Below are 14,736 nucleotides of genomic sequence, written 5' to 3' on the forward strand. Positions count from 1 at the left end.
GTTGCCCACTCCCGCCGTGACCCCCGCATGAGTTCGCTTGGCGACCCAAACAGCGCGACCGCGATACCGACCTTCAGGATCGATGGCTCCGCCCTTGGGGCGGATGTGGCGCTGAAGCAGTTCCAGGTCGCCGTCGAAGACGTGTTTTCGGTGGAGCGGACAGGCGAAGACGACCCCGTCGTCGTGGATCTGCTGAGCTGGCACCTCGGAAAAATGATGCTCGGCGTGTTTCGTGGCCCGCCCCTGATCTTCAGGCGATCGGCGGCGCTCGTGGCGACCAGTGGACTCGACCACATTCTCATTCAACTTTATCTCGAGGGCGGTTTCGTTGGCGCTACGCGCACGCGTTCGATCCGGGTCGCGGCGGGAGACATCTGCGTCTTCGATCTGAGCGACACGCTTGAGACCCGCAGTAGCTGTTTCGCCAACGTCAGCCTCCTGTTTCCACGCGACGAGTTTCGGCCCTTCCTGCAGGATTTCGGTCGATTGCATGGGGTCGTTCTCGCCGCCGGCGATCCGCTGACGGACCTCCTCGGGGAATACCTCCTGTCTCTGACAAGACGCGCCGCGCTGTTGAGCGTGCGCCAGGCCATGCTCGCGGCGGGAGCGACCGTCGCGCTGGCGGGTGCGGTTCTGGCGGGCCAGCCAGCGGACCATGATCGTCGAATCGCTTGTGGTCAGCCCTCGGATTTACGCCGCATAGGCCAATACGTGGATGCCCATATCGCAGATCCCGACTTGAACGCGGCCCGGATCGCCAGCCACCTGGGCATCTCCCGCTCAGCTTTGTACCGGGCCTGCGAGTCTGCGGGCGGCGTAGCCAATCTGATTCGTCGCCGGAGGCTGACGGGCGCGGCGTTACAATTGGCGGATCCGATCAAACGCGAGCGGATCAGCGAGGTCGCCTGTCAGTGGGGCTTCGCCAGCGCCGCGGCCTTCGCGCGTGCGTTCCGAGAGGCGTTCGGCATTTCCCCGCGAAATGCGCGTGAGCGCGGAAACGCGCTGGTCGCAGCCCATACGGACGGCTTGGTTGACGCTCAGGGTTTCGCCAACTGGATGCGGTTGTTGCGCACGACCTGACAGCTTTCGGGTCTAGCGCATCTCGGCGACGATGGCCTCCGCCACCGCGCGCGGGTCCGCCGCCTGGGTGATGGGGCGGCCGACCACTACGTGGTCGATGCCGATGCGGCGCGCCTCTCCGGGCGTCATCACGCGCTTCTGATCGCCGGCCTCGGCCCCCGCCGGCCGGATGCCCGGGGTGACGATGGCGCGGTCCGGCCCGATCCGCGTCCGCACCGCCGGCGCCTCGGCGGCGCTGCAGACGATGCCGTCGATGCCGATCTCGGCCGCCTGCGCGGCGCGGCGGGCGACGAGGTCGGCCACCGACAGGGCATAGCCCGCCTCCGCCGCATCGGCATCGTCGTAGGAGGTCAGGACCGTGACGGCGAGAATCCGGGGGCCGCTCGCGCCCCGGCCCCGGATCGCCGCCCGCATGGTCTGCGGATAGGCGTGAACGGTAAGGAAGGTGGCGCCGAGGTCGGTGAGGGCGCGCACCCCCTCCTCCACGGTGTTGCCGATGTCGTGGAGCTTCAGGTCGAGGAACACCTTGCGGCCGCTGGCGGCGAGGCGCGGCACCAGGGCGAGACCGCCCGCATAGGCGAGCCGGTAGCCGATCTTGTAGAAGGTCGCCGCATCGCCGATCCGGTCGACGAGGCGCTCGGCCTCGTCCACGCTTGCCACGTCGAGGGCGACGATCAGGCGGTCGCGCGGGTCCAGCAGGGCGGTCATGGGTCTCTCCGGTTTCGCAGCGAGCGATCCCGCGCGCCGGCCCTCGTGTCAACGGGGCGCCATCGCGCGCGCCACTTCCGCCTTCAGGACGGGCAGCAGCTCCGTTTCGAACCACGGATTGGCCTTGAGCCAGCCGCTGTTGCGCCAGGACGGATGGGGCAGCGGCAGCACCCGCGGCGTGCCCGGGCTTCCCAGAACCTCGCGCCAGCGCCGGACGGTGTCGGTGAGGCCGGCCTTCGATCGGCCGAGATGCCAGGCTTGCGCGTATTGGCCGATCACCAGGATCAATTCGAGCTTCGGCAGCCCGGCGAACAGCTCGGTCCGCCAGCGTTCCGCGCATTCGCGTCGCGGCGGCTTGTCCCCGCCCTTGGCATCGTAGCCCGGAAAGCATGCGCCCATGGGCACGATGGCGAGGCGGCGCGCATCGTAGAACGCCGCCTCGTCGAGGCCGAGCCAATCGCGCAGGCGGGTGCCCGACGGGTCCATGAACGGGATGCCGCTCTGGTCCGCGCGGTTGCCCGGCGCCTGACTCGCGACGCAGAGCCGGGCCGAGGCGAGCCCCTGCACGATGGGACGCGGCTCCTGCGGCAGGGGAGCGCCGTAGAGGGGAGCGTCACGGCAGATCCGGCAGGCCCGCAGGCGCGCCACCGTGACGTCGAAGGCGGTTTCGGCGGGGGCGATCTCGGGGGCGGCGATCTCGGCGCAATCGGTTTCGGGAAGCATGATGCCCACCGAGATAGGCGGCCCCTCCCCCGGCGGCGAGGGGCCGTGTCGTCGCTCCGGCTCGGTTCAGGCGCCCTTGAGGCCGCTGAGGTCGAGAGGCAGCGAGCGTAGGCGCTGGCCGGTGGCGGCGAAGATCGCGTTCGAGATCGCCGGGGCGATCACCGGTACGCCGGGCTCGCCGATGCCGGTGGGCGCGGCTGTCGAGGGCACGATATGGACCTCGACCACCGGCATCTCGCTCATGCGGGTCGGCTCGTAGGCGTCGTAGTTCTTCTCCTGCACCACACCGTCCTTGAGCGTGATCCTGTTGCGCAGGACCGACGACAGGGCGAAGCCGACTGCGCCCTCGACCTGGGCGCGGATCACGTCCGGGTTGACCGCGACGCCCACATCGACCGCCGCCACGATGCGGTTGACCTTCACCTTGGCATCCTCGGCCGTGACATCGGCCACCATGGCGACGTAGGAGCCGAAGGATTCGTGCGCCGCGACGCCGAGGCCGCGGTTCTTGTCGGTCGTCTTCTTCGGGTCCCAGCCGGCCTTCTCGGCTGCCAGCTTCAGGGTGGCGGAGAGGCGCGGGGCGCCACCCAGCAACCCGAGGCGGTAAGCCACCGGATCGGCGCCGGCCGCGTGAGCGAGCTCGTCGATGAACACCTCCATCGCCTGGGCAGTGTGGGTGTGACCGACCGAGCGCCACCACAGCACCGGCACGCCCTCGCGGGCGTTGTGGACCTCGAAGCGGTAGGCCGGCAGCGCATAGGGCGTATCGGAGGCGCCCTCGACGGTGGTCGCGTCGATGCCGTCCTTGACGATCATGGTCTCGAAGGCGGTGCCGATCATGATCGACTTGCCGATGGTCCGGTGCTCCCAGCCGGTGATCCCGCCCTTGGCGTCGAGGCCGGCGCGCAGGCGATGAACCACCATCGGCCGGTAGAAGCCGCCGGCCATGTCGTCCTCGCGGGTCCAGACCAGATGGACCGGCGCCTTGCCGCCCGTCGCCCGGACGATCGAAGCCGTCTCGGCGAAGTAGTCGGCGCTCGGCGTCGCGCGCCGGCCGAACGAACCGCCGGCCCACTGGGTGTGCAGCCGAACCTTGTCGGTGGTCACTCCGAGATTGGCCGCCACCACGGCCTGCTCGATGGTCTGGAGCTGGCAACCGGCGAAAACGTCGTAGGTGCCGTCCGAGGCTTTCTCGATGGTGGCGTTGAGGGGCTCGAGCGCCGCATGGGCGAGGTACGGGAAGGTGAACTCGGCCTCCAGCACTTTGGCCGACCCCGCGATGGCGCCGGCGGCGTCGCCCTTCTGCGAGGCGACGAGGCCCGGCGTGTCGAGGCGCTTGCGGTGATCGGCCAGGATCGCGTCGGAGGAGCGGGTCTCGGCGGCGCTGTCGTCCCAGGTGAGCTTGAGGGCGTCGCGGCCCTTCATCGCCGACCAGGTATCCTTGGCGAGCACGGCGACGCCGGTGGGAATCGTCACCACGTCGACCACGCCCGCCACCGCACGGGCAGCCGCGTCGTCGACGGTCTTCACGGTACCGCCGAAGCGCGGCGAATGGGCGACCACCGCCGTGAGCTGGCCGGGGCGACGGATGTCGAGGGAGTAGATTGCCGTGCCGTCGGTCTTGGCCGTCGAATCGAGGCGCGCCACCTTCTTGCCGATGAGGGTGAACTGGCTCGCCTCCTTGAGGCGGGGCTCCTTCGGCACCGGCTGGGCGGCGGCGGCTTCCGCCAGTTCGCCGAAGCGGGCCTGCCGGTTCGAAGCGGCGTGGCGCACGGTGCCGGACGCGACCGTGATCTCCGAGGCCGCGACCTTCCAGCGCTCGGCCGCCGCGGCCACCAGCATGGCCCGGGCGGCCGCACCCGCCTTGCGGAGCTGGACCCAGGAATTGGCGATGGCGGTGGAGCCGCCGGTGCCCTGGACCGGGCCGAAGGCGAAGTTGTTGTAGAGCGTGGCATCGGCCGGCGCGAAGGTGGTGCGGATGGTGGCCCAATCCGCGTCGAGCTCGTCCGCCAGGATGGTGGCGAGGCCGGTGGTGTTGCCCTGGCCCATGTCGAGGTGCTTGATCACCACCGTCACGGTGTCGTCGGCGGCGATGCGCACGAAGGCGTTGGGTTGGGCCGGCAGGCCCGACAGGTCGGGACCGGCGGCGGCCTTGGCGAACTTCGCCGGATCGAGGGTGAAGCCGATGACGAGGGCACCGGCGGCCACGGCGCCCCCGCCAAGGAATGCGCGGCGGGAGGGCACGGGCGGCGTGGCCTGACGGACCTTCAGCATGGGGGGCTCCAGTTCAGACGCGGGATCGAGAGAGAATCGGACGGATCGAAGGCTTGAACCCCCGCTCAGGCGAGGGTGCGGGCCGCTTCGTGAATGGCCGCGCGGATGCGCTGGTAGGTGCCGCAGCGGCAGACGTTGCCGTCCATGGCGCCGTCGATGTCGGCATCCGTCGGCTTCGCGTTCTCGGACAGGAGGCCGATCGCCGACATGATCTGGCCGGACTGGCAATAGCCGCACTGGACCACGTCGAGGCCGCGCCAGGCGGTGCGTACCGCCTCAGCGACCTTGCCGGAGACACCCTCGATCGTGGTGATCTTCGCCTCGCCGATATCGCCGATGCGGGTCTGACAGGCGCGAACCGGTTGTCCGTCGAGATGGACCGTACAGGCGCCGCATTGCGCGATGCCACAACCGTACTTCGTGCCGGTCTGATTCAGATGATCGCGCAAAGCCCAGAGGAGCGGCATGTCGGGATCGGCATCAACCTGATGGGCGACCCCGTTGACGGTGAGTTTCAGCATCCCGACCTCCCGATGCACAGTTTGGAATGAGGCTAATCCTTGCCGCGGCGTAACCATGTGCGCCAGCACACGATCGCGAAGTCGATCCTGTGCGGCTCGATCCTGGATCAAGGTCGTGAGGCGCCGCCGACGTCCCCCCCGAACAACAGTGGACGGCCGGAAAATTCCGACAATTCGGCCGGTTCCGGCAGGCCCTTCTTAACACATGCCCAGCAGTCTCGGACGTCGCGTATCCCGGCCTCTCGGCGGTCCCGACATCGACCGCGATGCCTCCCCGAATCCTCAAGACGGTGATGACCGACCTGACTGCGGAAATGATTCAGCGTGGCCGCGGGCCCTCCGCACAGGAGGTGGCCCGTCGTCGCGAAGTCGCGCGCGACATGCGCTCGGCCCGGGAGAAGCTCACCTCGACGAGTGGGTTGGAACGCGCCTTCGATTACGAACTGATCCGGGTCTATGCGCAGTACCGTTCGGGAGCGGTGATCCCGTTGGCGCTGCTGGGCCTCCTAGTCGCCGGCGTCGCGTCGATCTGGGTGCAGCCGATCGTGGCGGGAGCCTGGGGCCTGTGCCTTCTGGCGACGGTGGCGCTCTCCAAGCTACTGACGCGCCGCTTTCTGGCGCAGGACCCGGCCACGGTCTCCGTGCGGCGCTGGCGCCGGGCGTTCATGACGGCGGAATTCCTGCAGAGCACCGCCTGGGCGATGATGGTCCTGGTCGGCGCCCTGGGCGCGCGCACCTTCGTGCTGTTCGGCCTCGTCATCGTGGCCGCCAAAGCGACCATGCTGGCCGCGACCCTGCCGGCCGCCGCCTGTGCGGCGCTGGTGCCGCTCTGCATCGCCGCGCTGTCGCTCCTGGCGGTGTCGCAGGACATGAACACCATGCTGCTGGTGACCATGGTGGTCGTCGCGCAGCTGTTCTTCCTGGGGCTCGGACGCCGCGTCTACGCCTCGACGGTCGAGGCTCTGCAATCGCACGCCGAAAAAGACTCGATTTTCGGCGAGCTGGAACAGGCCAAGGCCAATTCCGACGAGGCCCGGCGCCGCGCAGAGGAGGCCAATCTGGCCAAATCACGCTTCCTCGCCACCATGAGCCACGAGCTGCGCACGCCGCTCAACGCCATCCTGGGCTTCTCGGAGGTGATGAAGAACGAGGTGTTCGGCGCTCATGTGGCGGCCTCGTACAAGGAATACGCCTCCGACATTCACGACAGCGGGCTGCACCTCCTCAACCTCATCAACGAGATCCTCGACCTCTCGCGCATCGAGGCCGGACGCTACGAACTCAACGAGGAAGCGGTCCAGCTCGGCCATGCGGTCGAGGAGTGCCGCCACATGATGGGCCTGCGCGCGCGCGGCAAGCACCAGATGATCCAGGAGTTCATCGATGATAGCCTGCCCCGGCTCTGGGCCGACGAGCGGGCGTTGCGCCAAATCGTGCTGAACCTCCTGTCGAACGCGGTAAAATTCACGCCCCCGGGCGGCGAGATCACCATCAAGGTCGGCTGGACCTCGTCGGGCGGCCAGTATGTCAGCGTCAAGGACAGCGGGCCGGGCATCCCCGAGGACGAGATCGGCACCGTGATGTCGTCGTTCGGACGCGGATCGCTGGCGATCAAGACGGCCGAACAGGGCTCGGGCCTCGGTCTGCCCATCGTGAAGGGCCTGATCGACCTGCACGGCGGCAACTTTCAGCTCAAGTCGAAGCCGCGCGAGGGCACCGAGGTCATCGTGATCTTCCCGGCGAGCCGGGTGATGGAGACCCTGCCGGCCCTGGAAGTGCCCGGCGAATCCCCGGCGGCTCCCGCCGAGAAGCGGGCCCGTGCCGCCTGAAAGCGGTGCCGCCTGAAGCCGGCGCCGTTCAGAGCCGGCGCCGCCCTGGAAGCGGCTCAGCCGGCGCTACGCTCCGACACCCCGGCCTGGGCGAACGTCGCCATGTCGCGGTGGCAGGCGAGCGCGCCCTTGAGGAGACCGAGGGCAAGGGCCGCGCCAGAGGCCTCGCCGAGGCGCATGCCGAGCGCCAGCAGCGGCACGAGGCCGAGGCGCTCGAGCACGTCCGCATGGGCGCCCTCGGCCGAGACGTGGCCGGCGAGGCAGTGGTCGAGGAGCGACGGGTCGAGGGCGTGCAGGATGGCGGCGGCGGCGGTCGCCACGTAGCCGTCGAGGATGACCGGCACCCGCTGCAGGCGCGCGGCCAGGATCGCCCCCGCGATGGCGGCGATCTCGCGGCCTCCGAGGCGGGCCAGGATCTCCAGCGGATCGGCGAGATGGCCGGCATGATGGGCGAGTGCGGCCTCCACCGCCGCGACCTTGCGGGCGAGCCCGGCCGCGTCGACGCCGGTACCGCGCCCGACCCAATGCGCCGCCTCGCCGCCATAGAGGGCCGCGTAGATCGCCGCCGCCACGGTGGTGTTGCCGATGCCCATCTCGCCGAGCGCGAGGCAATCGGTGCCGGCGGCCACCGCCTCCATGCCGAACGCCATGGTGGCGACGCAGGCTTTCTCGTCGAAGGCGGCCTGCGTGGTGATGTCCCCGGTGGGCATGTCGATGGCGAGGTCGAACACCTTGAAGCCGAGGCCGTAGGCGGCGCAGATCTGGTTGATCGCCGCACCGCCGGCGGCGAAATTGTCGAGCATCTGGCGGTTCACCGCGTCCGGAAAGGCCGAGACGCCCCGGGCGGTGACGCCGTGGCTGCCGGCGAAGACGCAGACCAGCGGGCGATCGAGGGTCGGCTGGCCCTTGGCCTGCCAGGCAGCCAGCCAGGACACGAGGTGCTCGAGGCGTCCGAGGGCGCCGGTCGGCTTCGTCAGGGTGGCGTCGCGCTCGGCCACCATCGCCACCGCGTCCCGGTCCGGCCCCGGCAGGGTCTCGACGAGGCGGCGGATATCGCTGAACGGGGTGGTGGCGTCGGTCATGAGGCAATTCCGGTGGCCGGCCCCGGCGCCAGGATGGCGGGCCGCCCGTTGCGGCAGCTATAACGGGCGCGACGCGGGTGGTGAAGGCAAGGCAGGATCGCGATGAACGAGGAGGCCGAACCCGCTTTTCCGGGGGCCCGCCTGGCCTACGACCTCGCCGGGTGCCTGCGCTTTTATTCCCGCCTGCCGGTGCCGCGGCTGCCCGGCGAGGGCGACCCGCACGCGGTGCCGGATTTCCGCTCCCTGCCCCGGATGCTGCCGCTCGCCGGCCTGATCCTCGGCCTGCCCGGTGCCGGGGTTCTGCTCGGGGCCTGGGGGCTCGGCCTCGGGCCGTTCCTGGCGGCAAGTCTGGCGGTGACGGCGGGCGTCCTCGTGACGGGCGCGCTGCACGAGGATGGGCTGGCGGATGTCGCCGACGGCTTCGGCGGCGGAGCGGATCCGGCCCGCCGCCTGGAGATCATGCGCGACAGCCGCATCGGCGCCTATGGGGGCGTCGCCCTGATGCTGTCGCTCGCCCTGCGCATCGCCGCGTTGGCGACGCTCCTCGATCGGGTCGGGTCTCTGGCCGCTCTCGCCCTGGTGCTGGCCGCCGCCCTGTCGCGCAGCGCAGCCTTGGCACCCCTGACGCTCCTGGCGCCGGCCCGGCCGGGGGGCGCCGGCGCCTCCGTCGGCCGCCCGAGCCGGGAAACCCTGGCCACCGCGACGGCCCTCGCGCTCGCGCTCACGCTGGCGGCTCTCGCCCTCGGGCTGCCGCCCTGGGGCGGCGGCCTGATGATCGGCCTCGGCCTCGCCGCCGCCCTGGGCGTCACCGCCCTGGCGCAGCGCCAGATCGGCGGCCAGACCGGGGATGTGGTCGGGGCTGCCCAGCAGGCGGCGGAGATCGCGGCGCTGCTCGGGCTGCTGGCGGCGATCCCCGCCTGACGGCGACCGGGCTTGATCGCGTGGCCCCAGCCCGTCATGGACAGGGGCGATGACCCAGACCCGTCCCAAACCTTCCAGTCCCTGCACCAAGCACTGCCTTCTCGATGCCGCGACCGGCCTGTGCGAGGGCTGTGGCCGCACGCGCGACGAGATCGCCCTGTGGGGCTCCCTCTCCGAGACGCAGCGGCGGGCCGTGATGGCCACCCTGGAGGCGCGGCTGCGCGCCGCCTTCCCGGCGCGTGCCCCCTCCCCGGCCGCCTCATGATGGCCCTCGGCCTGATTCTCCTGGGCGGTGCCCTCGCGGTCCTGCTGTTCTCGGACGACACCCAGCGCATCGTCGGCATGGAGCCCGACCAGTTCGCCCAATTGGCCATGAGCGCCGGGCTCCTTGCCGTGGTGGCGGCCGGCTTCTGGCACCAGTTCCGGGGCCGCATGGGCGCCAACCTCACGGCCCTCCTGATCTGGGGCGCCCTCGGCGCGGCACTGGTGGCCGGCTACGCCTATCGCGACGAGGCACGGGTCATCGGCGACCGGATGCTCGGGGCGGTACGGCCCGGCAGCGCCGTCACGGGCCCGAACGGCACCGTGACGATCACCCGGCGCTCGGACGGCAATTTTCACGTCCGGGCCGAGGTGAACGGTCAGTCTCAGGGATTCCAGTTCGACACCGGGGCGAGTTCCGTCGTCCTCACCGCCGAGAGTGCGGCCGCCCTCGGCCTCCGACCGGCGGAATCGGAGTTCAGCGTCCGGGTCTCGACGGCCAACGGCGTCACGGTCGCGGCGCCGGCCTTCCTCGACAGCCTCCGGGTCGGCGCCATCGTCGAGCGCCGCGTCCCGGCCCTGATCAGCCGCCCGGGCGCCCTGCGCGAAAATCTCCTGGGCATGAGTTTCCTCGACCGGCTGGCCTCGTTCGAGGTCCGGGGCGACCGGTTGGTGCTGCGCGGCCGCTGACGTTTTCGCGGAACGAGGACGCCGCCCGGCCGAGCGGGCGGCGTCCTGTCTCTCAGACCCGGTGGGTCGCCTGTCAGAACCGGTAGGTGAAGTTGCCCTTGACGGCGTGGTCCTGGGCGCGTTCGCCGACCTGGCCGGTATAGGCCACGCCCAGGGTGGTGGCGCGGCCCACCCGCACGTCGAGGCCGGCCTGCGCCACCAGGGCGTCGCGGCTGATCGGCGTGCCCGCCGTCAGGAAGCCCGGACCGGCGCCGAAGCTGAGGAGCGCCTTCGGCACCACCTCGCCGTAGGCCCGGCGGTAGCCCACCAGCCCGTGCAGGGACACCGGCGCCCCGGCGCCCAGATCCAGGCTGGTCTGGCCGCGCACGCCCACCGTCGAGGTCGCCACCTCGGTGGTCTGGGCCGCGCCGCTCAGGGCCGCGAGCCCGCCCGTCTCGGCGAAGCGGTCGCGCCCGATCGACACGTAGGCGCCGCCCACGAAGGGCTCGAGGGAGGTCGGCTGGAGCGCAGGCGCCGGGGCCGCCGCCATCACGAACCGGTAGCCGATCTCGCCGAAGCCCTGCACGGCGGAGCCGCCGTAGCGGGCCGTGTCGCTGTCGGAGAAGCCCGCGAAGGTGACGCTCCGGCGCAGGCGGCTCGCCTGGTCGGCATAGACCGCGCCGAGGCGCAGGGCGAAGGGCCCACGCTCGAAGCCGCCATAGACGCCGCCCAAGCCGCTCTGGATCGTGCCGGAGGACAGGCGCCCGGCGCTGTCGAGGCTGGTGACGGTGTAGCCGCCGGTGAACCCGAGGCGGAAGCCGGTCTCGAGGCGGACATCGGCGCCGAGCACGAAGCCGGAGGTCTGGCGGGCGAGGGCGGCGGCGTTGCCGTCGCCGCGGGCCTGGCCGAAGCTGCCGAAGCCCTGGCCCCAGAGCCCGAACACCCGCGGGTCGAGCACCCGCATGGGCACCGGCACCACGGGCGCGGCCCGGCCCGGCAGGTCGGCGCTATAGGTCGCCGGCAGGGCGCCGTAATCCTCGGCCTCGTCCGCGCCCGGGGCCGGCCCCCGGCGCAGGCGGTCGAGGATGGCCTCGCGCACGAAGAAGGCGGTCTCGAACTGGGCGGCGGTGGCGCTGGCGTGGATGTCGCCGGTGAGCGCCCCGAAGGCGGCCCGGGCCTCGGGCGTGCTCAGGCCGACGGTGCGGGCGTAGAGGGCGCTGCCGGCCCCCGCCGCCTGGATGGCGTCGGCGACGCCGCCCTGGTTGCGGGTCTGGGCGATGGTGGAGAAGGCCACGTCGTTGCGGGTCAGGGTCAGGTCGACCGCGTTCGCGCCGTAGCCGAGGGTCGGCGTCAGGAAGGCGAAGTTGGCGCTGACCCCGGCGAACCGGCCCTGCACGCCGCCGGCGGCGGTCAGGACGGTGTAGCGGGTGCGCGGAGCGTAGGCGCCGTCGGCCGCCAGCACCTGCACGGTGCCGCCCGCCAGCGTCGCGGTGCCGGCCACGGCGAGGCGGTCGGCCCGGCCGGCGGCGTCGGCCTCGACCCGGAGGGTCGTGCCGGCCGCGAAGGCGGCGTTGCCGGCGACGGTCAGGGTGCCGATGGAATTGCCCGGCGCCACCACGGCGCCGGCCTGGGCCGCGAGGCCGCCGATCGTACCGGTGCCGCCGAGGCTGGCTCCGTCGCCCACCGTCACGAGCGCGTTGGCCAGGCTGCCGTCGACCGCGAGCCGGCCCTGGGCGACGCCGACCGGGCCGGACAGGGTGCTGAGGCCGGTCAGCGCGAGGCTGCCGGCGCCGGTCTTGGTCAGGGTGCCGCGGCCGGCGATCGGGTTGGCCAGGGTGGCGTCGGTGGCCTGGTGGAGGATCAGGCTGGCATTGTCCAGGATGGCGCCCGAGCCGAGGCCGGCGGCGGAAGCCACGAGGGTGCCGCCCGCGATGGTGGTGCCGCCCGCATAGGTGTTGGTGCCGGTCAGCACCAGGGTGCCGCTGCCCGCCTTGGTCAGCGAGCCGCGACCGCCGATGTCGTTGTTGAAGCTGTCGAGGGCCGAGACCCCGCCCTGCGCCGCATCCATCGTCACCGTCACGGCGTCGTTGAACGCGCCGTACCCGTCCGCCGCCGCCAACAGGTTCAGGCGGGCATAACCCGACCCGTCGTCAAGGGGCTGGCCGGAGGCGATCTCAGTGGTCGCCAGCACGTCGCGGCGCTGGGCGGCGGTGAGATAGGGAAAGCGGGTGGCTAGCAGGATTTCGGCGCCAACCGGCACCACGGGGGCGAGATCGGTTGGCCCGACCGGCGCGAAGCCGTAGGTCAGCCGGTAGGTGTAGTCGGCCTTGGTCTTGGCCTTGTCGGCGAAGCGGTCCGGCGCACCCGACGCGGCGCAGACCGCAATCGTGGTGCCGCACTGGCTGGTGAACAGGCCGGTGAGGTCGCTGCGTGCGGCATTGAACAGCGCCTGGAAGTCGCTGGTCGTGGTGAGCGAACTCGAAACGGCGTAGTTCAGGTATTGCGGATTGTTATTGAGCAATTGGACGAGATCATAGGTCGCCAGAATACGGCCGGCGATGACGTCCATGGGATAATGGACGGCGAGTACGACGCGACTGTTGCCGTATTCGGAGCCGCGCGCAACGGCCTCCTGAAAGCGCTCTGGGACGAGCTGGGCGAACAGGATCGCTGTGGTCTGCGCGAAGGTGGTGTGGCCGCTCGGGTAGGCGGCGTTGGTGCGCACGGTCGGGAGAATGTCCGTCTTATTGTTCGCCGGCACGCCGAAGAAGTTCGGCTGCGTGAAGGACGCCGTCTGGTCCAGGCGGACCTGTCCCGGGCGGGCATTGCCCACCGTGTTGGCTCCAACCGGAGGATCGTAGATCCGGTCATAGGCCCCGAACACGCCACCGGTGGGAAGGTATTGCGGGCCGACATAAGTTGTTAGCGAACCCGAGAATGTTCCGTTGGCAAGATAGTTCTTCGCGAAGGCCGAGTCGCTTCCGGAGACCGCATTCGCCTGACGGATCAGCTGCAGCACGTTCGGCGAGAACGAGGACTGGCTGGTTGGACCGATCGTGGCGGGCCCCGGATTGATCGCGCTGGTCGGGCTCGCGGCCCGGTAGATGGCACCGAGGCGCGAGCCGAAGGCATCAGCCAGCGCGACGCCGTTGGAACCGGTGATGGTGTTGTCGATGATGGCCCGGCGCTGCTGGTCGGGGGTTGCGCCGTTGTTGATCGCCAGCGCGGTGGCAAGATTCGCCTTGAGGTCGGCGATGCCGACATTGGTGTTCGGAAGGACGCTCAGGCCCGAAACCAGGCCCGTGGCCGTGATATTCTGGGCCGACTGGGCCCGTGCGCCGGTCGCGCCGAGCGTAGCGGCGATGATCGCCGCCACGGAGACCCCGGATCGGGAAAGACCGGAAAGGGAAACACCTGAATGACGTCGCATCTCTGCCCCCGTGCAAGACCCTCCCGAACGAATCGGCGGGAGGGCGCCGCCGCAGGCATGGCGGCAAACAGGCATAGCCGCCCGTTCATAATGTAGTCATGTTTTACCAGCGCTAGACCCGTGATATTCAAGCAACGTCGGAACGCTTCTATTCAATTAAATTCATAAGGTCTCGAATTTTTACTTGCTGATCCAAACGGGACCATGCCGTACGCGATTCAGGCCGCATCAGCGTCGGCTGCGCTCATCCGGCGCTCGGCCTGCACCACCAGCTCGACCGCGTCCCGGAGGGTCGCGAGCCCGGCTTCGGGCTGGAGGGCGAAGGTCGAGAGGTGCCGGCGATAGGCGCGCGCGCCCGGGCGGCCGTTGAATAGGCCGAGCATGTGCCGCGTCACCGCATGCAGGCGCGTGCCGTCCTGCAGGAATCCGGCGAGGATGGGCTCGAAGGCCGTGATCGCGGCGAACGGGTCGGCGGCCGGCGCGGCCTCGTCGAACAGGACCGGATCGACGTCGAGGAGGATCGCCGGATCGCTGTAGGCGGCCCGACCGATCATCACGCCGTCCACCTCCGCGAGATGGGACCGCGCGTCGGCGATGGTGGCGATGCCGCCATTGATGGCGATGGGCAGGGCGGGGTGGGCCCGCTTCAGCCGCGCCACCCGCGGATAATCGAGGGGCGGCACGTCGCGATTTTCCTTGGGTGACAGGCCCTGGAGCCAGGCCTTGCGGGCATGCACCACGAGGCCGTCGACGCCGGCCGCGATCACCGCTTCCGCCAGGGCATCGAGGGCCTGCTCGGTGTCCTGGTCGTCGACGCCGATGCGGCACTTCACCGTAACCGGCACCGACACCGCCGCCTTCATGGCGGCGACGCACGCGGCCACCACGGCGGGCTCGCGCATCAGGCAGGCGCCGAAGCGCCCGTCCTGAACCCGGTCGGACGGGCAGCCGACATTGAGGTTGACCTCGTCGTAGCCAAAGCCCTCGGCGATGCGGGCGGCATGCGCGAGGTCGGCCGGGTTCGATCCGCCGAGTTGCACCGCCACCGGATGCTCCATCGCGTCGAAACCGAGCAGCCGGGCGCGCGGGCCATGGATGACCGCCCCGGTGGTGACCATCTCGGTATAGAGGCGCGCCCGCCGCGACAGCGTGCGGTGAAAGGCCCGACAGTAACGGTCGGTCCAGTCCATCATGGGCGCGATGGAAAAGCGGAGGTCGCGGGCGATCATGAGCCGGAC

Annotated in this window: 12 protein-coding genes; 5 read left to right on the forward strand and 7 right to left on the reverse strand. The window is 70.6% G+C overall.

The window, feature by feature from the left end; translation table 11 throughout:
• The first annotated feature begins 27 nt into the window (after positions 1-27).
• Positions 28-1,080 (forward strand): helix-turn-helix domain-containing protein, encoded by a 1,053-nt coding sequence (locus ACV7NL_RS00900; RefSeq protein WP_463354660.1) that lies wholly within the window; start codon positions 28-30, stop codon positions 1,078-1,080.
• 12 nt (positions 1,081-1,092) lie between these two features.
• On the opposite strand, the gene pyrF is transcribed toward ACV7NL_RS00900, so the two are convergent.
• The 4 genes from pyrF to ACV7NL_RS00920 all read right to left on the reverse strand — a co-directional run bounded on the left by pyrF (position 1,093) and on the right by ACV7NL_RS00920 (position 5,306).
• Entirely contained in the window at positions 1,093-1,788 is a 696-nt protein-coding gene (pyrF, locus tag ACV7NL_RS00905; RefSeq protein WP_056488347.1) for an orotidine-5'-phosphate decarboxylase, read from the reverse strand.
• Between the two features lie 48 nt (positions 1,789-1,836).
• Positions 1,837-2,511, reverse strand: a complete 675-nt coding sequence (locus tag ACV7NL_RS00910; RefSeq protein WP_247636829.1) for a uracil-DNA glycosylase family protein — start codon at positions 2,509-2,511, stop codon at positions 1,837-1,839.
• 66 nt (positions 2,512-2,577) lie between these two features.
• Positions 2,578-4,785, reverse strand: a complete 2,208-nt coding sequence (locus ACV7NL_RS00915; protein ID WP_463354661.1) for a xanthine dehydrogenase family protein molybdopterin-binding subunit — start codon at positions 4,783-4,785, stop codon at positions 2,578-2,580.
• Positions 4,786-4,850: 65 nt separating this feature from the next.
• Positions 4,851-5,306, reverse strand: a complete 456-nt coding sequence (locus ACV7NL_RS00920; protein ID WP_056184965.1) for a (2Fe-2S)-binding protein — start codon at positions 5,304-5,306, stop codon at positions 4,851-4,853.
• Between the two features lie 293 nt (positions 5,307-5,599).
• Here ACV7NL_RS00920 and ACV7NL_RS00925 point away from each other — a divergent pair, with 293 nt between their 5' ends.
• A complete protein-coding gene (locus ACV7NL_RS00925; protein ID WP_056488426.1) occupies positions 5,600-7,135 on the forward strand; it encodes a sensor histidine kinase in 1,536 nt (511 codons plus the stop codon).
• A 56-nt stretch (positions 7,136-7,191) separates the two neighbouring features.
• Here ACV7NL_RS00925 and cobT read toward each other — a convergent pair whose 3' ends face one another.
• Positions 7,192-8,217, reverse strand: a complete 1,026-nt coding sequence (gene cobT / locus ACV7NL_RS00930) for a nicotinate-nucleotide--dimethylbenzimidazole phosphoribosyltransferase (RefSeq protein WP_463354662.1) — start codon at positions 8,215-8,217, stop codon at positions 7,192-7,194.
• 102 nt (positions 8,218-8,319) lie between these two features.
• On the opposite strand from cobT, the gene cobS reads away from it, so the two are divergent.
• From cobS to ACV7NL_RS00945, 3 genes are read left to right on the forward strand one after another with little or no spacing between them, the layout of a single operon-like run.
• Positions 8,320-9,138: an adenosylcobinamide-GDP ribazoletransferase gene (gene cobS / locus ACV7NL_RS00935; protein ID WP_463354663.1), complete on the forward strand. Its 819-nt coding sequence runs from the start codon at positions 8,320-8,322 to the stop codon at positions 9,136-9,138.
• A gap of 49 nt (positions 9,139-9,187) precedes the next feature.
• Complete coding sequence (locus tag ACV7NL_RS00940) at positions 9,188-9,403, forward strand: DUF1289 domain-containing protein (protein ID WP_463354664.1); 216 nt, start codon at positions 9,188-9,190, stop codon at positions 9,401-9,403.
• Complete coding sequence (locus tag ACV7NL_RS00945) at positions 9,400-10,089, forward strand: retropepsin-like aspartic protease family protein (RefSeq protein WP_463354665.1); 690 nt, start codon at positions 9,400-9,402, stop codon at positions 10,087-10,089. Before ACV7NL_RS00940 ends, ACV7NL_RS00945 begins: the two co-directional genes overlap by 4 nt.
• A gap of 73 nt (positions 10,090-10,162) precedes the next feature.
• Here ACV7NL_RS00945 and ACV7NL_RS00950 read toward each other — a convergent pair whose 3' ends face one another.
• Complete coding sequence (locus ACV7NL_RS00950; RefSeq protein ID WP_463354666.1) at positions 10,163-13,444, reverse strand: autotransporter domain-containing protein; 3,282 nt, start codon at positions 13,442-13,444, stop codon at positions 10,163-10,165.
• A gap of 272 nt (positions 13,445-13,716) precedes the next feature.
• Positions 13,717-14,727 carry a tRNA dihydrouridine(20/20a) synthase DusA gene (dusA, locus tag ACV7NL_RS00955; protein WP_463354667.1) on the reverse strand — a complete coding sequence of 337 codons (1,011 nt, stop codon included), beginning with the start codon at positions 14,725-14,727 and terminating at the stop codon, positions 13,717-13,719.
• Positions 14,728-14,736: the final 9 nt, after the last annotated feature.

This window comes from Methylobacterium sp. Ger2507 (assembly GCF_055231875.1).